Consider the following 17,855-nt stretch of genomic DNA (forward strand, 5'->3'; position numbering starts at 1 on the left):
GGTCTGCCACGTCACTGCGCCACCAGTGGTCCAGCACCTTTGTACCCCCTTCACTCAACTCCATGCCGATCACGCACTGGCCGGTCTGTTCGGCAAAGGCCAGGCCGTTGATGAGGTCGGCGTTGTCGTAGCGGTCCAGCGCTTGCAACAAGCGTTCGCTGACCACCCAGCGGGTATGGTCCTTGGCGCGGTCTTCGGCGGCTTGCTGGGCGTGTTGCATGGCCTGCTCGAAACCGTCGAGCTGATCGTGCATGGCCTGGCGGTCGACCAGGTGGCCGTATTTCTGGTCGAACCGCTTGCGGAACTCGCCGGCATCCTGACGGGCCTGGACTTTGCTGCGGACCTCGCGCTCGAACTGCGCCAGGTGGGGCTTCATGCGTTCATCATGGGCATCTGCCTGTTGATTGGCCCGTTCGGAGAACAAGTAGATCTCGGGATGCAGGTGGGGCTGGTTGCGGACTTTTTCGGCCATGACTTCGCGCTTGACGATCTGCTCGGCCACCATCTGCGGGTAGAGTTTTTCGATTTCCAGGAACGACTGCGCGACCAGCAGCTTGCGTTCGTTGTCCACCCCGGGTTCCACGGTACGCGCCAGCCACTGGGTCTTCACATCCTCGACAGCGGCGTTGCGCCAGGCGTTGAGCTCCTGGGTGATCCCGATGGCGTCTTCGATGACGATGGCGGCGCCACGGGGTTTGCTGTGGTTCACCAGCGGTGCCAGCGCTTGGCGTGATGCGTGCGGCGAGACGATCTGGTCGTTGTTGAACGGCTGCAGGTCCAGCAGTGCCTGCAGGTCTGCATCGTTTTGGGCCTTGAAGTCGGCCACCCAGTTCAGTTGGTCATGCTTGAGGACGTGGGGCTGTGGCGGGGCGTCGGAAGGCTGGATGAAGCGGGCGATATCAATCGTGGGCAGGCTGCTGCGGTATTCCTCGTCGAGCAGGCGGTAGTTGTCGAGCATACGCGGGGTCAGCGGGGAAGGGCTGAACAATGGGCGCAGCTCCTGGATGTCATCCAGGTCGTAGAGGGTGATGGTCCAGCCGAAACCGCGAAGGATCTCATCCAGATTGCCGGCGCTGGGGGCAGGCGCCCAGGGGGCGTCGCTGCTGATGTACAGCAGCGAGCCATTGGGCGCCACGCGGTATTGGCTGTGCCATTCGTAGGCCGGCGCGCTATGGCGCTTGATCAGCAGGTAGAGAAAGCCCTCGCGCAAAGGGCGGATGGCGTAGCTGGAATGGGTCAGCTCGCCGACCTCCTGGAACGGGCTGAGATAGCCTGGCAATTTGGGCAGGCGAGCACGTTGTGCCGGGTTGCCGCCGACGGCGGCGTAGCGCAGGGGCAGCAGTTCGAAGCGGCGGGTGCAGTCGGCGACGGGGCTGTTGCGCAGGGCAGGGCGGTAGCCGGAGGTGATGCGCCTGCACAGTTCGAGGGTTTCGCTGAGTGAGTCCATGGTTGTGTTGTGCCTCAGTCCTTGGTGCGCAGGCAGCGCTGCACGTTGTCCATCAGGGATGTCTGCTGCTCGCGCGTGGCGGCAATCGCCTCCTGCCAGGCTGGCGAGCTACTGAGCTGTTCGCCACCGCGAGCCAGCATCAGCACATAGCTAATAAGGTCTTCTTCACGTCCCAGGCCTTGCGCGCGCGCCTGATCCAGATAGTGCTGAATCAAGCCAACCCGTGTGCCGTGGCAGGCAGCGTGCAAGGTCGGGCAGGACTGCTCGTTCTTGAGCAACTCGGCAAGTTGATAGCTCAGCGGGTCACCCGCCAGTTCGGCCCAACACGCTTCGTTCAACGTGATTGGCGGACAGTGCGTGGATTGAGGCTGATCACCCCCGGATATCTGCATCCACAACCGCTTGCTCGGGTGCGCTACGGGTGCCCACCAGTGATGGATGGGGGCCAGCCATTCGCTTACCCCAGGCAGCTCACGATGCCTATCCAGCACTAGCAGAGCCGCGGCGGTGTGGAAGCGCAACAGGTACGAGTGGCCGTCCGTGCCCGTGACGATGTTGGCGTGGCTCAAGTGTCCGGCGAGCCGGGCAGCGGGAAGCGCGCTGACTATCCAGCCGCACACGGCGCCAGCAGCACCTTGTTCAAGTTGCCACTGGAAGTCGTACTGGGCCGAGACTTCAGAACCGAGGCGCGAACCGAACAACCAAGGGCCTGCTGTCCGCAGGTTGCTGAACTGGGCTTGCTGCAGCAGTGGCCAGCAGCGGCCCGTGTAGTGCCCGGTCAGTTGTTCTTGCACCTTGGGTGTCAAGTTGGCCATTTCCACGATGGCGCTGAGGCGATAGTGATCGGATGCCCGCAGCACATCGACCATTGCTCTGACAAATGGGCTGGGCATCAGCTTGCTCCTTCCATGCGAATGATGGTGTGGCCGTCGGCTATCGCCTTGAGCAGGCAGCTGAGGCAAATGGGCTCGCCCGGCGCTGGTACGCCAGACGTTGAAGTGACGCGATTGCTACCCGTAGCCTGCTGGCTGACAGGCCCTTTGAAGGCCAGCGCCAGGCCGTCCAGCGTGATACCGGCGCCGTCGACTCTCAAAAGCCCTGCGGGGCTGCGGATCGTCAGGCTTTCGCTGACCTGGATGTCATAAACCTTGGTGGTGTGCCGGATGGCTTCGCCCGTTTGCAACGTGCTGTGACCGGCAACCACCTGTTCGCGGTGGCCGCCGATTTCTATCGTGTGGTTTGCCTTGGTGATGTCCTGCCGGTGGTTCCCTACCTGTTCGATTCGGTCCTTGCCTGTGGTGATCCTGTGGTTGCGGCCGATGCTCAGGCTTTCGTCGTTGCCGATTTCGTGTACCCGGTTCTGGCCGATGCCAACAGACTCGTCACGGGCAATGTCTTCGCGACGGTCCTGACCGATCGAAATCGTCTCGTCTCGTTCGACGCGTTCGGTACGATCGTTACCCACGCGTGTGGTTTCGTCGTGCTTGACGATGTTGTTCTGGTCCCGCTCGGCATGAATGAACACCTCCTGCCGACCCAGTTCATCCTCGAAGCGCAGCTCGTTGAAGCCTTCGCCTTTATGGGTCTGGCTCTTGATGGTCATGCGCGTCTTGTGCTCGGGCAGGTCATAGGGCGGCAACTGGTTACCGCAATAGGTGCGCCCGGTGATCATCGGCTGGTCCGGGTCGGCGTTGACGTACTGGATGATCACATCCTGGCCGATGCGCGGGATGGCCATCGAACCCCAGCTGCCCCCCGCCCAACCTTGCGACACGCGCACCCAGCAGGAGCTGAACTCGTTGTTTTCGCTTTCCCGGTCCCAAGGAAAGCTCACTTTCACCCGGCCCCATTGGTCGCAATAGATTTCCTCGCCCTTGGGCCCGACCACCGTCGCCATGTGCGGGCCGTCGATGCGTGGCTTGGGCAGGGGGGCCGGGCGCCATTCGGTCCTGCCGGGAACCAGCAATGCTTCCTGTTTGTAGCGGGTGCCTTGCTGCGAGCCGGCGGCCTCTTCCTGCAGGCTGGTGAACTGGGTGCCTTCGTGATGCACGCTGACCGTGCGCCAGTGCACGTTGAGGTCTTCACGCGGGTGCTCGATGAGGGTGAAGCTCAGCCCCGGTTGCAGGCGCACATCGTCGCCTTCCACTTCGGCAATGCGTGCATCATGGCGCAGGGCCGTGAGGCGGGTGGCAGTGAACGGAACCCCGACCGCATCACGCTTGTATCGGCCGGGGTAGTCGAAGCGCTCATAGTTCAGCGATTGATGGGTGTTGCTATTGTCGTAAGCCTGGTGTTCCTGACGGTATTGTGGGTGAGTGAAGGTGTAGTCCCGTTGCACCTGCCGCGCTGTTCGCACCTGTTCGCTGTAACGCAAGCGCCGCAGGCAAGGCCTGGCCTGATCGCCGCCTCCAACGGATCGGTACAGCACCTGATCGGGGCCCACGTCGTCATTGTGAAACCCTTCATCCTCATCATCGGTCTTGATGGCCCCCCGGCTGATCTGGCCCAGCGCCAGCAGCCGGTCAGTGATGATCAGCAAGTGCTGCTTCGGCGTGTGTTCGAAGCGGTAGACAATGCCTTCCTCGGCGGCCAGGCGGGCCATGAAGTCGAGGTCTGTTTCACCGGCCTGCACGCAAAATTCGCGCACCTGATGCGGGTCGAGACACTTCAGCTCGTAGGCATTCACGCCCTGGCGCTTGAGCATGATCTCGAGAATCTGCGGCACGGTTTTCTGCTGGAAGATGCGCCAGTTCGAGCGCAGCCCGGCGCGGGCCAGCACGGGCTCGACCAGTGCCCGGTAACGGGTGCGATGGAAGCCTGTTTCACCCTGGCTGAAGGTGCTGACCAGGCCGTGCACGTAGCGCAACGGGCGCTCACCCTGCCAGAGGGTGAAGAGCACCGGTTTGTCGAGGAGCTGGCCGAAGTCGACATCGTCTTCGAAGCTGATCAGCTCCAGCTGCAGTCGGAACGGTGAGCTGATGGCTTCGTCCAGTTCGAACGACACCACCTCAAACTCGCTTCGGCCAACCAGCGGCTGGAAAGTGAAGCGCAAATCGGATTGGCTGGGCATGTGGCGTCCCCCGTTACTGCTGCAGAATGGCGTTGAGCGATTCGACGACTTCGGCGGTTAGCAGGTCGAGGCGGTAGCTGTAGTAGCTGTAGGCGCAGACCATGGCGATGACCGAGATGACCAGCGGGGTCCACCAGGGCCACTGCCAGCGGCGCATACGGTGGGGGCAATGGACGACGTTGCTATAGGGGTCGCTCACTGTTTCCGGCGTGGGGCCACGCAGTTGGCGAATGACCTTGTGCATCCGGCTGATCAACGCGCGAAGGATTTCATCGCCCTTGGGGTCAAGGGCGTATTTGCCTTGCAGGCCCAGGCAAAAGCAGAAGTACAGGAACTCCAGCACATCCTGGAATTCCTTTGGCGATTGCATGATGCGCTCGAGCAGCACAAGATCTTTTCGCCGCCCTGGGTTTCGTCGTGGAAGATGCTCAGCAGCGGTTCGTGGCTCCAGCACGAGTTCTGGCCCCAGGGGCGGGTCATCACGGCCTCGTCCAGGTGCAGGCACAAGGCGTAGGAATAGACTTCCTGATGGACCGCGCAATAGCCGTGCTGTCGCATTTCCTCGCGGATAGTACCGATCTGCGTTTGCACGGTCTTGTGCACGAACTGGATGTTGGGCAGGTCATCCAGTGTGCGCAGGCGAATGACCAGGCCGAACAGCTGGCTTGCCGCGTCGAGCATGAGGTTGTCGTAGCCGCCGCGTAGCTGAAAGTCCGGGTCGGCCGGGTAGCTGGTCAGATCTGTTGCGTATTCAGGACCCGCGCTACCAGGAGGCCGTGGGGTTTCATTTGTGTCTTCAAGCAGGATTGGCTTTTGGTGGGCGGGCACTGGTTTGCCAGTGCGCTCGGACTCTTTGGGCATCCTTGATCCTCGTCTCTTGGCAGGTCAAACACTCGCAGTGCACCTACTTCCATGCGGCCGGGCGCAAGCATTTGCGAAAGTTTGAAGGCTAACGAGGAATCAATTTTTGAGACAGATTGAAACTTCCTAATGCGTTGTAAGAAGTTTCGCTAAAAGTTGTTTTTAAGTGTTTCTTGTCAAAAAAATGATGTTTTGTACAGGTAGGGAAGGCAAAGCATGAAACCGGTTTCAAAACCTTTCTGAACGCGCTAGATTATTCGGCTGTCTCTTGATGGCCTATCAAGATCACCTCTCAATTGAAAATCAGATGGCGCTTATCAAGGCCGCCCCACAGCCGATGAGGATTCGCAATGCCTGAGCATGCCCCAGACAACCCGCGCAGGGATTTTCTGCGCAAGACCTTGACCCTGATCCCTGTCGTTACCGTGGCCAGCACGGGGCTTGGTGCAGGCGCCAGCCAGCTGCTTGCGGCCCCGCAACAGCAACCGAACGTGCCCGCCACGCCACCTGCGGGCGACTATCGACCGACATTCTTCAGCGCCGAGGAGTGGGCTTTTGTCCAGGCTGCCGTGTCGCGCATCATCCCGGCCGATGAGCTTGGCCCAGGGGCACTCGAAGCGGGTGCCGCCGAGTTCATCGACCGCCAGATGAATACCCCCTACGCAACTGGCGCACAGTGGTACATGCAAGGGCCCTTCAACGCCGACGCCCCGCCCGAGCTGGGCTACCAGCTCCAGCTCAGCCCGCAACAAATCTACCGCCTGGGCATCGCTGCCGTGGACGGCTGGTGCAAGGCCAATGGCGGACAGGTTTTTGCTGCGCAAGATAGCGCTACCCGAGACCGCATTCTCAGCAAGTTGGAGGCAGGAGAGCTGGTTTTCGAAACCGTTCCGGCCAAGGTGTTCTTCAGCCTGCTGGTGCAAAACACGCGCGAAGGGTTCTTCTGCGACCCGATTCATGGCGGCAACAAAGGCATGGTCGGCTGGACCCAGATCGGCTTCCCCGGCGCCCGCGCCGATTTCATGGACTGGGTCGAGCGCAATGAGCCTTACCCGTTCCCGGCTGTATCGATCCGTGGTGAGAGGGCCTGAGGCATGGCGACTGTGTTGAACAAAGTGGATGCGGTGATCGTCGGCTTCGGCTGGGCCGGTGCGATCATGGCCAAAGAGCTGACCGAGGCCGGGCTGCACGTGGTAGCCCTGGAGCGGGGGCCGATGCAGGATACCTACCCCGAAGGCAGCTACCCGCAGGTGATTGATGAGCTGACCTACAGCGTGCGCAAGAAGCTGTTCGTCGATGTATCGAAAGAAACCGTCACTGTCCGCCATAGCGTGAATGATGTGGCATTGCCCAATCGCCAGCTGGGCGCATTCCTGCCGGGCAAGGGCGTGGGGGGCGCGGGCCTGCACTGGTCGGGGGTGCACTTCCGGGTCGACCCCGTCGAGTTGCGCCTGCGCAGCCACTATGAAGAGCGCTACGGGCGCACGTTCATTCCCGAAGGCATGACCATCCAGGACTTCGGTGTCAGTTACGAAGAGCTGGAGCCCTATTTCGACTTTGCCGAAAAGGTCTTTGGCACTTCGGGCCAGGCCTGGACCGTCAAAGGCCAGGTGGTCGGTGAAGGGAAGGGCGGCAACCCCTATGCGCCGGACCGTTCCAACCCGTTCCCGCTGCCCGCGCAGAAGAACGTTGTATCGGCAAGGCTGTTCGAAAAGGCTGCCACCCGCCTGGGCTACAAACCCTACAACCTACCGTCGGCCAACACCTCCGGGCCATACACCAACCCCTACGGGGCGCAGATGGGGCCGTGCAACTTCTGCGGTTTCTGCAGCGGCTACGTGTGTTACATGTACTCCAAGGCATCGCCCAACGTGAATATCCTGCCGGCGCTGCGCCAGGTGCCCAACTTCGAGTTGCGGCCCAATGCCCATGTGCTGCGGGTGAACCTGGACGACCGCAAGCGCAAGGCCACCGGCGTGACCTACATCGATGCCCAGGGGCGCGAGGTGGAGCAACCGGCAGAGCTGGTGATTCTGGCGGCTTTCCAGTTCAACAACGTGCGTCTGATGCTGCTTTCCGGCATTGGCAAACCTTACGATCCGGTGAAGAACGAAGGTGTGGTCGGGCGTAACTTCGCCTATCAGAACATGGGGACAGTCAAGGCGTTCTTCGACAAGGACACCTACACCAACAACTTCATCGGCGCGGGTGGCAATGGCATTGCCATCGACGATTTCAACGCCGACAACTTCGACCATGGCCCGCACGGCTTCGTCGGCGGTTCGCCAATGTGGGTGAACCAGGCCGGTAGCCGGCCGATTGCCGGTACCTCCAACCCGCCGGGCACGCCGGCCTGGGGCAGTGCCTGGAAGAAAGCCACGGCCGACTACTACACCCACCAGGTGTCGATGGACGCCCACGGCGCCCATCAGTCCTACCGTGGCAATTACCTGGACCTGGACCCCACCTACCGCGATGCCTACGGACAGCCGCTGCTGCGCATGACGTTCGACTGGCAGGAAAACGACATCAAGATGAACCAGTTCATGGTCGACAAGCTGAGCAAGATCGCCCAAGCGATGAACCCCAAGGCCATTGCCGTGCTGGGCAAGCAGGTCAAGGACCACTTCAACACCGCCAGTTACCAGACCACCCACCTGAACGGCGGGGCGATCATGGGCACCGACCCCAAGACCAGTGCACTGAACCGCTACCTGCAAAGCTGGGACGTACACAACGTGTTCGTTCCGGGCGCTTCGGCGTTCCCGCAGGGGCTGGGTTACAACCCGACCGGGCTGGTGGCTGCGCTCACCTACTGGTCGGCCCGCGCCATCCGTGAGCAGTACCTGAAAAACCCCGGTCCGCTGGTCCAGGCTTGAGGAGCGATGAGCATGAAGACACTGTTGATCGCAACCTTGGTGCTGGGTGCCGGCGCGGCTGCACAGGCCGTAGCGAATGACGATGCGCAGGTGCGCCTGGGCGAGTACCTGGCCCGCGCCGGTGACTGCGTGGCCTGCCATACCGCCAAAGGCGGCAAACCCTTTGCCGGCGGGTTGCCGATGGAAACGCCGATTGGCACGGTGTACTCCACCAACATCACCCCGGCGGTCAGTGGCATTGGCCAGTACAGCTTCGAAGACTTCGACCAGGCCGTGCGCAGGGGGATCGGCAAGGACGGCAGTACGCTCTATCCGGCCATGCCATACCCGTCGTATGCGCGGGTCAGCGAGCAGGACATGCAGGCGCTGTACGCCTATTTCATGAAGGGCGTGGAGCCTGTCGAGCAGGCGAACAAGGCCTCTGACATTCCTTGGCCGCTGAGCATGCGCTGGCCACTGGCAATCTGGCGCGGCCTGTTCGCACCAGAGGCCAAGCCCTGGCAGGCATCGGCGACAGCTGACCCTGTGGTGAACCGCGGTGCGTACCTGGTCGAGGGCCCTGGGCATTGTGGCGCTTGTCATACGCCGCGGGCGCTGACCATGCAGGAGAAGGCCCTGAGCGCGGCCGATGGCGAGCAGTTTCTGGCCGGCAGCGCACCGCTGGAAGGCTGGATTGCCAAGAACCTGCGTGGTGATCACAAAGACGGCCTGGGCAGCTGGAGCGAAGCGCAGTTGGTGCAGTTTCTCAAGACTGGGCGCAGTGATCGCAGCGCCGTGTTCGGCGGCATGAGCGATGTGGTCGAGCACAGCATGCAGCACATGAGTGATGCCGACCTGATCGCTATCGCCCGCTACCTGAAAACCCTGCCGCCGAGTAATCCGAATGACCAGCCGCATGTGTACGACAAGCAAGTCGCGGATGCGCTATGGAAGGGTGACGACAGCAAGCCTGGGGCGGCGGTGTACATCGACAACTGCGCGGCCTGCCACCGCACCGACGGGCAGGGCTACACCCGCGTGTTCCCGGCTTTGGCCGGCAACCCGGTGGTGCAGACTGCGGATGCCACGTCGCTGATCCATGTGGTGCTCGCCGGTGGCACGGTACCGGCAACGCACAGTGCACCGTCGAACTTCACCATGCCGGCTTTCGGCTGGCGCCTGAGTGACCAGGAGGTTGCCGAGGTGGTGAATTTCATTCGCAGCAGCTGGGGTAACCAGGGCAGTGCCGTCACGGCCGGTGATGTGAAGTCGCTTCGCTGACGTTTATTTCTGCGCCCTCGCCCGTAGGAGCGGGTTTATCCGCGAACACGGGCGAAGCCTGTGCCATCCCTAACCCCGGCCCCGCAGATCTAAATCTATTAATATCAATGATCTATGCAATATTCTTAATGCGATTTAACATTCCCTGTCTTCGTGCCCGACCAACGGCCTGTTGACGAACGCGTGCATTTTTGCTGTATTGAAACCGGTTTCATCACTATTACAACAATCATAAGGAAAACCCATGGCCGACGCGCCTGCCCATACCCGCGAACGGGTCACCATCAGCGAAGTGGCGCGTGTTGCTGGCGTTTCCAAAGCCACCGTCTCCCGTTACATCGGTGGCGACCGCCAATTGCTGGCCGAAGCCACGGCCAAGCGGCTGGAAGAGGTCATCGAACGCCTCGGCTATCGCCCCAACCAGATGGCTCGCGGCCTCAAGCGCGGCCAGACGCGGCTGATCGGCATGCTGGTGGCCGATATCCTCAACCCCTATTCAGTGGCCGTGATGCACGGCGTGGAAACCGCCTGCCGTCAGCATGGTTACAGCCTGGTGGTGTGCAACACCAACCGCGACGACGAGCAGGAGCGTCACCACCTGGTGGCCCTGCAGAGCTACAACGTCGAAGGGTTGATCGTGAACACCCTCGGTCACCACCCCGGCGAACTGCTCAACCTGCAGCGTGACATCCCCATGGTGCTGGTCGACCGCCAATTGCCCGAGCTGAATGTGGACCTTGTCGGCCTGGACAATGCTGATGCAGTCGAGCAGGCCCTGGACCACCTGCAAGCCCAGGGCTACCGCGACATCCTGGCGGTCAGCGAACCCCTCGATGGCACCAGTTCACGCCTGGAGCGGGTGCAGGCATTCGGCGCGTCGATCAGCCGTCGGCCAGGCATGCGTCAGCAGGTACTTGAAATCAGCGCTGGGCTGCAGGGCCAATTGGCTTCGTTTCTTGCCCACAGTGGTCATGGTCCGCAAGCCATCTTCACCTTCAACGGCGTTGCCACCTTGGCGGTGACCCGGGCGCTGCTCGAGGCCGGGCGCAACCTGGTTACCGATGTCGGGCTGATCGCCCTCGACGACCTCGACTGGTACCCCTTGGTCGGCAAAGGCATCACCGCGCTCGCCCAGCCCACCGAGCGTATCGGCGTGGCGGCCTTCGAAAGCCTGCTCGGTCGTTTGCGCGGCGACAGCGGCGCAGCCCGGCGCATCGACTTCAAAGCCAACCTGATCATCCGCGGTTCAACCCAACCCCAGTAAGAAAACGGCAGGCTTTTGCCTGCTGCTGATCAAAAATGAAACCGGTTTCATAAGGACAATAACAATGCAAGCGAACCCCGTTTCCATCAGTCTCTCCAGCTACGGCGCCGACTTTGTGCGCCAACGTGGCCAGGAGCAGTTTCTGGACCTGCTGGCAGCCGCTGGCGTCAGCCGCGTCGAATTGCGCGAAGAATTGTTCGCCAGTGCACCGGACGCAGCTGCGCTGGGTAGGGTCATTGCCGCGCTGCGCCTGGAATGCCTGTACTCCACCCCCCTTGAATTGTGGACCGCGCAAGGCGTGCCCGACCCGCTGCTGGTGCAGAAGCTGGAAATAGCCCGCGCGCTTGGTGCAGTGGCGCTGAAGGTTTCCTTGGGGCACTTCGATGAGCACTGCAATGTGACGGCCCTGGCGTCGCTGCTGCCTGCCCATGGGCCTCTGTTGCTGGTGGAGAACGATCAGACCGCACAAGGTGGCAGGATCGAACCGATGCTGCAGTTTTTCCAGCGTGTCGACCCGCTTGGGCTGCGCGTGGGCATGACGTTCGATATCGGTAACTGGCAGTGGCAGGGCGAGCCCGCGCCGCAAGCTGCAAGACAGCTAGGCCGTTGGGTGCGCTATGTGCATTGCAAGGCTGTGCAGCGCCGGGCCGATGGCCGTCTGGTTGCCATACCGCCGCAAGCAGCGGACCTGCAAGCGTGGGCAGCGCTGATGGCCGAGTTCGCGCCGGGCGTGGTGCGCGCCGTCGAGTACCCCTTGGTGGGCAAAGACCTGCTGGCGCTGACCCGGGCCCAGGTGCGTCACCTTTCTGCACTGGGCGCTGCGCAGGAGCTGGACCATGCATGAACATGACGTACTGTGTTTCGGCGAAACCATGGCCATGTTCGTCGCCGAGCAAGCCGGTGACCTGGCCGGTGTCGGGCAGTTCGGCAAACGCATCGCCGGCGCCGACAGCAACGTGGCGATCGGCCTGGCGCGGCTGGGTTTCAAGGTGCGCTGGCTGAGCCGGGTAGGTGACGATTCGTTGGGCCGTTTCGTGCTCGACAGCTTGCGCTGCGAAGGCCTGGACTGTTCCGGTGTCGAGGTGGATGCCAACTACCCGACGGGTTTTCAGCTCAAGGCCCGCAGCGATGATGGCAGTGACCCGGCAGTGGAGTACTTTCGCCGCGGTTCGGCGGCCAGCAGGCTGTCACCTGCGATGGTGAGCCCCGTTTGGCTGCAGGCTCGCCACGTGCACGCTACCGGTATTCCGCTGGCGCTGTCGGACAGCTCGCGGGCGCTGTCCCACGCGCTGCTGGACGCAATGCGCGCAGCCGGGCGCAGCATATCGTTCGACCCCAACCTGCGCCCTTCGCTGTGGCCCGATCAAAGCAGCATGGTGCGTGAAATCAATGCCCTGGCGGCCAAGGCCGACTGGGTTTTACCGGGGTTGGAGGAGGGGCGGTTGCTGACCGGTCAGCACACGCCGGCCGATATCGCCGCATTCTACCTGGACCAAGGGGTGGAATTGGTGGTGATCAAGCTGGGCGACGCTGGCGCCTACTTCCGCAGCGCCAAGGGCGAAGGGCAGGTAGCCCCCGTGTTAGTCAGCCGCGTGGTGGACACCGTCGGTGCAGGTGATGCCTTTGCCGTCGGTGTGCTCAGCGCGCTACTGGAGGGCCGTCCGGTAGCCGAGGCGGTAGCGCGCGGCAACTGGTGCGGCAGCCGTGCCGTGCAGTCGCGGGGCGACATGGAAGGGCTGCCGCTGCGCCATGAACTGGAGGCCTACGACCTGCGCAGAAGCGCATGAGCCGACCCGGAATCACCTGTTGCAACAAAAACAACAAGCTCAGGAGAAACAAACCATGCAAAGCCAAAGCCTGGCACCTCGCCGCTGGTGGTACATCATTCCGATTGTGTTCGTCACCTACAGCCTGGCGTACCTGGACCGCGCCAACTACGGCTTCGCCGCCGCCTCCGGCATGGCCGAAGACCTGCACATCACCCCGGTGCTGTCTTCGTTGTTGGGTGCGCTGTTCTTTCTCGGTTACTTCTTCTTCCAGGTTCCCGGCGCCATCTACGCTGAAAAGCGCAGCGTGAAGAAGCTTATCTTCGTCTGCCTGATCCTGTGGGGCGGCCTTGCCACGCTTACCGGCATGGTCAGCAACGTCTACATGCTGATCGGTATCCGCTTCCTGCTCGGGGTGGTGGAAGCTGCGGTCATGCCGGCCATGCTGGTGTACCTGTGCCACTGGTTCACCCGGGCCGAGCGTTCGCGCGCCAACACCTTCCTGATGCTGGGCAACCCGGTGACCATTCTGTGGATGTCGGTGGTGTCGGGTTACCTGATCAAGCATTACGACTGGCGCTGGATGTTCATCATCGAAGGCCTGCCCGCCGTGATCTGGGCGTTCTTCTGGTGGCGCCTGGTGGATGACCGCCCGGCCCAGGTGGCTTGGCTGAGCGAGCAGGAAAAGGCCGCCCTGGCGCAGGCGCTGGCTGCCGAGCAGCAGGGTATCAAGCCTGTAAAGAACTATCGCGAAGCGTTCCGCTCGCCGCAAGTGATCATCCTGGCGCTGCAGTACTTCTGCTGGAGCATCGGCGTGTATGGCTTCGTGCTGTGGCTGCCGTCGATCCTCAAGCAGGCGGCGAACGTCGATATCGTGCAGGCCGGCTGGCTGGCCTCGGTGCCCTACCTGGCGGCGGTGCTGGCGATGGTGGGCGTGTCCTGGGCGTCGGACCGCCTGCAAAAGCGCAAGCGCTTCGTCTGGCCGCCGCTGCTGATTGCCGCGTTGGCGTTCTATGGTTCCTACGCCTTGGGCAGCGAGCATTTCTGGCTGTCGTATGCATTGCTGGTGGTTGCTGGTGCCTGTATGTACGCACCCTATGGCCCATTCTTCGCGATCGTGCCCGAGATCCTGCCGGCCAACGTCGCAGGCGGCGCCATGGCGCTGATCAACAGCATGGGGGCGCTGGGCTCGTTTGGCGGCTCGTGGCTGGTGGGCTACCTCAATGGGGCTACGGGCGGGCCCGGCGCCTCTTACCTGTTCATGTGCGGTGCGCTGCTGACTGCAGTGGCGCTTACCGCTGCGCTCAATACTTCCCAGACCTCTGGCCGAGCAAAGCGCGATAGCTCGCGTCTGGCCATGAACCATTAGGAAATCTGCAATGAAGAAGCGAATCGTCCTGTATAAACGCCTGTCAGACGACTTGATGGCACGCCTGCAAGATCGCGTCGAGGTGACCTGGGTGGACACCACCCAGCCCGATGGCCTGGCCCGCCTGCGCGATGCGTTACCGGGGGCGCACGGGTTGCTGGGGGCCAGCCTGCGCCTGGATGCCAGCCTGCTCGACCTTGCACCGCAACTGGAAGTGGTGTCGAGCGTTTCGGTGGGCGTGGACAACTACGACATTGCTGAACTCAGCAGGCGTGGTGTGATGCTTACCAACACGCCCGACGTGTTGACAGAAACCACGGCCGACACAGGCTTTGCCTTGATCCTGGCTACCGCCAGGCGGGTGGTGGAGCTGGCGAACTGGGTGCGTGACGGCCGTTGGCAGGCCAACCTGGGGCCGGCGCATTTTGGCAGTGATGTGCACGGCAAGACGCTAGGCATCGTCGGCATGGGCCGCATTGGCGAGGCCCTGGCCCGGCGCGCGGCCGCTGGCTTTGGCATGCGCGTGCTGTATCACAGCCAGCGTGCCAAGCCCGAGGTGGAAGCACGCTATGCCGCATGCCAGTGCAGCCTGGATGAGCTGTTGCAGCAGGCAGATTTCGTTTGCCTGACGGTGCCGTTGAGCGCTAGCACCGAAGGCTTGATAGGCGCACGGGAACTTGCGTTGATGAAGCCTGAGGCAATCCTGGTGAACATCTCACGCGGGCGTGTGGTGGATGAGCAGGCGCTGATCGAAGCGCTGCGGGCCAGGCGCATCCGAGGTGCGGGGCTGGACGTGTTCGTGCACGAGCCGCTGCCGACCGATTCGCCGCTGTTGCAGCTGGATAACGTGGTAGCGACCCCGCATATCGGCTCGGCGACCGAGGAAACCCGCCAGGCCATGGCGCGTTGCGCGGTGGACAACCTGCTCAGCGCGCTGGCCGGTGAACGGCCGGTAAACCTGGTCAACGGCTGACGCGCCCCGTTCCCACAGGGGCCGCGCAGCCTTTGAAACGGTCAGCGGCAGTTGCCTGCCTTGCGATACCCCGCTGCCTGCGCTTCACCTTCGTTTGCGAAGGTAACCTGGTTCTTCGCTGCAACCTGGTTGTAGCCCGGGCAGCCGACTGACAGGTGATAGACGTGGCTGTTGCGGTTGCCAAGCACGGCGCCGACCGAACCGGCGCTGGCCAGCCTTGGTTTGGCCTCTGGCTTGGCCGCGTTTACCGGTACCGCCTCTACCACGCCGCTGCCAACCGGCTTGTAGCCGGCGGTCCACTTGCGTTCGCCGCTTACGAACGGGTTGGCATGGCCCATGATCGCGGCAATGCGCCGGTCGCGTTCTTTCTCCCAGGCCGACACCGGGTGTTGCTTGTCCCAGGCCATCAGCAGCTGTTGCTGTTGGCGCGACATGTTCAGCTTGTAGCGGTCGAACATGTAGAACGTGGTGCGGGCCACCAGGCCTTTGACTTCGTCACGCGGTTCGGCGGTGCGCTGGACGAAATCGACCTTGGTGGTGCATTGGCCGTATTCGCCGGCATTGCCAGTGACCATGCCGTAGTTGAAGTTGCTGCGGTCACCGTTGACCTCACCCACGGCCGGGTAAAGGTTGAACAGGTCGGCCTCCATGGCGCGGAACACCGGGTCGTTGTCCACGCAGTGCTCACGGCCGCCGTTCTTCCAGCACTGGCGCTGGTTGCCGAAGGTGTGGGCGGGCACGATGTGTTCCCACTCGGTGCGTTCGGCACGGTTCTGCTGCTTGCGCGTCTGGTAACCACACGAGGCGGCATCGATGCGCCCGCCAGACTTGCCCACCCAGGTCCATTTGCAACCGCAGTACAGGTCGCCCATGGCACTGCTGGCCTGGTCCAGGTAGACCTTCTGCTTGGCCACCACCTTGGCTTCGGTGAAGGTGGCCGGCGGGTTGGCCAAGGCAGGGAGGGTAAAGGAAAATAATAAGGTTACGGCGTAAAGCAGTGATTTCATGGGGAAAACATATTTCAGGTTGGGCCGCGCATTGTAATGGTTTCCCCGGGGCTGACCAGCTCGCGGAGCCATACCAATGGTCGGCCAGGGTCGTCGCTGCCCATATGGCTGAAGGTGGCCGAGTCGAGCATGTCCCGCACCTGGGTGCCCATGCGCAGCAGGTGCTCGACGAAACCGGCACCGACGTCACCGTAGTCCTCCAGGGATACCCCGCTCTGGTTGTGCTGGATTGCCAGGTGGTAATGACTGACACCATCGCCGTTGCCGCTACCGCCCAGGACCACCGTGAAGCGTGGGCCAAGCAGGGTGGCCAGGCGTTGCTGCACCAGATCGAGCAGGGCGACGGGTATTTCATCTTCGCGCAGTGATGTAGGGAAACAGGGTGTGAACGGAGGCATGAGGGTGTCCTGCTGGGCGGGGTTCGAGTGCTGGCCAGCTTAGGCAAGGTGACTGTCAACTTGGGTAAAGGGGGGGTAAAAGCGGGTAATGCTCAACCCCCGTGCTGTGCGGTTCATTTCAAGAGCAGCCTCAGAAGGTCTGCCCCAGCGAGAACTGGAACACCTGGGTTTCGGCGTTATCCGGCTTTTTCAATGGCGCCGCCAGGCTGAAACTCAGCGGCCCCATCGGGCTGTACCAGGTCACGCCAACCCCCAGCGACACAGCCATCTGCGCCAGGTCGACGCTGCCGCAGCCTTGGGTGGTGGACAGGTAGCAGGTGTCGGCATATACGTTGCCAGCATCGACGAACACCGAGCTGCGCAGCTGGCTCTGGTCCTTCACGAAAGGTAGCGGGAACAGGTACTCGGCACCGCCGGTAATCAGGATATTGCCCCCCAGCACATCGGTGTCGCGGTCGGAATAGTAAGCCTGCCCAGCGCTGGAGTAGGCCCCGGTAGCCGGTGTGCTGCGCGGGCCGAGGGTGCCGTCCTTGAACCCGCGTACCGACCCCTGCCCACCGGCGTTGTAGCTTTCATAGAACGGCAAGCCGTCGGTGGAGCCATAGCCGTTGCCGTAGCCCAGGTTGGTGTGCAGGCGCAGCGTGGTGTTGCTGGTGACCGGCAGGAAAGCCTGGCCGTTGTAGTCGAGCTTGTAGAACGACAGGTCGCTGCCAGGGGTGGTAGCCATCAGCGTCAGGCTCTGCGAGTGGCCCCGGGTGGCTAGCACGCCTTTGTTGAGGGTAGATTCCGACCAACCGATCGACGCCTTGAGGTTGTTGAAGCTTTTGCCTTCGCGGGAGATGAAATCGTAGATCTCGTCAGCGCTGTAGGTGCCGGGCGAAATGTCGTCGTGCTGCAGGGTCAGGCCGTAGGTCAGGCGCGAGGTTTCGTTGATCGGGTAGCCGAAGCTGACCCCGGCGCCGTAGCTGTTGATTGCATAGTACGAAACCCCATCGTCGTAGTAATCGCTGTAGTCGGTGCTGTTGTAGAACAGGTTGTAGCCCAGGCTCACGCCGTCGGCGGTGAAGTAGGGGTCGACGAAGCCGAAGTTGTACTTGGTCTGGTATTCCGAACGGGTCAGGCCGATGGACACCTTGTTACCGGTGCCGAGGAAGTTGCTCTGGCTGATCGAACCCCCCAGGATCAGGCCGGCGCTCTGGGCGAAACCGACGCTGGCGGTGATCGAACCCGAGGCCTGCTCTTCGACGCTGTAGTTGACGTCGACCTGGTCGTCGGTGCCAGGCACCTGCGGGGTCTCGACGTTGACTTCCTTGAAGAAGCCCAGGCGCTCCAGGCGGGTCTTGGACTGGTCGATCAGGTAGGTCGACGCCCAGCCACCTTCCATCTGGCGCATTTCGCGGCGCAGCACTTCGTCTTCGGTCTTGGTGTTGCCGCGGTAGTTGATGCGGTTGACGTAGGCACGCTTGCCCGGGTCGACCACGAACATGATGTCGACGGTGTGGTCCTGGTCGTTTGGTTGCGGCACGCCGTTGACGTTGGCGAAGGTGTAGCCTTCGTTACC

At 62.3% G+C, this 17,855-nt stretch carries 14 protein-coding genes and 1 pseudogene; 8 read left to right on the forward strand and 7 right to left on the reverse strand.

The features are described 5' to 3' along the window. The 4 genes and pseudogenes from ACF8Q6_RS19525 to icmH form a co-directional block, all read right to left on the reverse strand. Positions 1-1,447, reverse strand: a 1,447-nt coding sequence (locus tag ACF8Q6_RS19525; RefSeq protein WP_392499318.1) for a T6SS effector BTH_I2691 family protein, incomplete at its 3' end; no start/stop codon positions are given. 14 nt (positions 1,448-1,461) lie between these two features. Beyond that, positions 1,462-2,340, reverse strand: a complete 879-nt coding sequence (locus ACF8Q6_RS19530; RefSeq protein ID WP_392493071.1) for a DUF4123 domain-containing protein — start codon at positions 2,338-2,340, stop codon at positions 1,462-1,464. Continuing rightward, a complete protein-coding gene (locus ACF8Q6_RS19535; protein ID WP_392493073.1) occupies positions 2,340-4,517 on the reverse strand; it encodes a type VI secretion system Vgr family protein in 2,178 nt (725 codons plus the stop codon). Before ACF8Q6_RS19535 ends, ACF8Q6_RS19530 begins: the two co-directional genes overlap by 1 nt. A 13-nt stretch (positions 4,518-4,530) precedes the next feature. Further along, positions 4,531-5,378: pseudogene (icmH, locus tag ACF8Q6_RS19540) on the reverse strand (type IVB secretion system protein IcmH/DotU). A gap of 350 nt (positions 5,379-5,728) precedes the next feature. On the opposite strand from icmH, the gene ACF8Q6_RS19545 reads away from it, so the two are divergent. From ACF8Q6_RS19545 to ACF8Q6_RS19580, 8 genes are all read left to right on the forward strand, one after another. Next, positions 5,729-6,469, forward strand: a complete 741-nt coding sequence (locus tag ACF8Q6_RS19545) for a gluconate 2-dehydrogenase subunit 3 family protein (protein ID WP_020190794.1) — start codon at positions 5,729-5,731, stop codon at positions 6,467-6,469. Positions 6,470-6,472: 3 nt separating this feature from the next. Further along, positions 6,473-8,257, forward strand: a complete 1,785-nt coding sequence (locus ACF8Q6_RS19550; RefSeq protein WP_004374955.1) for a GMC family oxidoreductase — start codon at positions 6,473-6,475, stop codon at positions 8,255-8,257. 12 nt (positions 8,258-8,269) lie between these two features. Further along, the gene (locus tag ACF8Q6_RS19555; RefSeq protein WP_392493075.1) at positions 8,270-9,517 is read left to right on the forward strand and encodes a c-type cytochrome; all 1,248 of its coding nucleotides are present in this window, start codon (positions 8,270-8,272) and stop codon (positions 9,515-9,517) included. A 244-nt stretch (positions 9,518-9,761) separates the two neighbouring features. Then, a complete protein-coding gene (ptxS, locus tag ACF8Q6_RS19560) occupies positions 9,762-10,781 on the forward strand; it encodes a transcriptional regulator PtxS (RefSeq protein ID WP_252460042.1) in 1,020 nt (339 codons plus the stop codon). A 64-nt stretch (positions 10,782-10,845) separates the two neighbouring features. Next, complete coding sequence (locus ACF8Q6_RS19565) at positions 10,846-11,625, forward strand: sugar phosphate isomerase/epimerase family protein (RefSeq protein WP_392493077.1); 780 nt, start codon at positions 10,846-10,848, stop codon at positions 11,623-11,625. Then, a complete protein-coding gene (locus ACF8Q6_RS19570) occupies positions 11,618-12,568 on the forward strand; it encodes a sugar kinase (RefSeq protein WP_392493078.1) in 951 nt (316 codons plus the stop codon). The genes ACF8Q6_RS19565 and ACF8Q6_RS19570 overlap by 8 nt, the downstream gene beginning before the upstream one ends. Before the next feature lie 55 nt (positions 12,569-12,623). Next, a complete protein-coding gene (locus tag ACF8Q6_RS19575) occupies positions 12,624-13,916 on the forward strand; it encodes an MFS transporter (RefSeq protein ID WP_010954250.1) in 1,293 nt (430 codons plus the stop codon). A 10-nt stretch (positions 13,917-13,926) separates the two neighbouring features. After that, positions 13,927-14,889 (forward strand): D-glycerate dehydrogenase, encoded by a 963-nt coding sequence (locus ACF8Q6_RS19580; RefSeq protein ID WP_121161626.1) that lies wholly within the window; start codon positions 13,927-13,929, stop codon positions 14,887-14,889. Positions 14,890-14,930: 41 nt separating this feature from the next. On the opposite strand, the gene ACF8Q6_RS19585 is transcribed toward ACF8Q6_RS19580, so the two are convergent. From ACF8Q6_RS19585 to bamA, 3 genes are all read right to left on the reverse strand, one after another. Further along, positions 14,931-15,896: an endonuclease gene (locus tag ACF8Q6_RS19585; RefSeq protein ID WP_392493080.1), complete on the reverse strand. Its 966-nt coding sequence runs from the start codon at positions 15,894-15,896 to the stop codon at positions 14,931-14,933. A gap of 14 nt (positions 15,897-15,910) precedes the next feature. Beyond that, positions 15,911-16,294: a hypothetical protein gene (locus tag ACF8Q6_RS19590; RefSeq protein ID WP_392493081.1), complete on the reverse strand. Its 384-nt coding sequence runs from the start codon at positions 16,292-16,294 to the stop codon at positions 15,911-15,913. Positions 16,295-16,424: 130 nt separating this feature from the next. Next, the coding region (bamA, locus tag ACF8Q6_RS19595) for an outer membrane protein assembly factor BamA (protein WP_392499323.1) at positions 16,425-17,855 on the reverse strand (1,431 nt) is incomplete at its 5' end.

This window comes from Pseudomonas sp. GLN_2 (assembly GCF_043106005.1).
In the GTDB taxonomy this organism is placed as follows: domain Bacteria; phylum Pseudomonadota; class Gammaproteobacteria; order Pseudomonadales; family Pseudomonadaceae; genus Aquipseudomonas; species Aquipseudomonas alloputida.

Coding starts and splice junctions, on each gene's coding strand:
- ACF8Q6_RS19570 (WP_392493078.1), top strand. CDS start 11,618: ATGCATGAACATGACGTACTGTGTTTCGGCGAAACCATGGCCATGTTC.
- ACF8Q6_RS19575 (WP_010954250.1), top strand. CDS start 12,624: ATGCAAAGCCAAAGCCTGGCACCTCGCCGCTGGTGGTACATCATTCCG.
- ptxS (WP_252460042.1), top strand. CDS start 9,762: ATGGCCGACGCGCCTGCCCATACCCGCGAACGGGTCACCATCAGCGAA.
- ACF8Q6_RS19530 (WP_392493071.1), bottom strand. CDS start 2,340: ATGCCCAGCCCATTTGTCAGAGCAATGGTCGATGTGCTGCGGGCATCC.
- ACF8Q6_RS19555 (WP_392493075.1), top strand. CDS start 8,270: ATGAAGACACTGTTGATCGCAACCTTGGTGCTGGGTGCCGGCGCGGCT.
- ACF8Q6_RS19565 (WP_392493077.1), top strand. CDS start 10,846: ATGCAAGCGAACCCCGTTTCCATCAGTCTCTCCAGCTACGGCGCCGAC.
- ACF8Q6_RS19585 (WP_392493080.1), bottom strand. CDS start 15,896: ATGAAATCACTGCTTTACGCCGTAACCTTATTATTTTCCTTTACCCTC.
- ACF8Q6_RS19545 (WP_020190794.1), top strand. CDS start 5,729: ATGCCTGAGCATGCCCCAGACAACCCGCGCAGGGATTTTCTGCGCAAG.
- ACF8Q6_RS19590 (WP_392493081.1), bottom strand. CDS start 16,294: ATGCCTCCGTTCACACCCTGTTTCCCTACATCACTGCGCGAAGATGAA.
- ACF8Q6_RS19580 (WP_121161626.1), top strand. CDS start 13,927: ATGAAGAAGCGAATCGTCCTGTATAAACGCCTGTCAGACGACTTGATG.
- ACF8Q6_RS19550 (WP_004374955.1), top strand. CDS start 6,473: ATGGCGACTGTGTTGAACAAAGTGGATGCGGTGATCGTCGGCTTCGGC.
- ACF8Q6_RS19535 (WP_392493073.1), bottom strand. CDS start 4,517: ATGCCCAGCCAATCCGATTTGCGCTTCACTTTCCAGCCGCTGGTTGGC.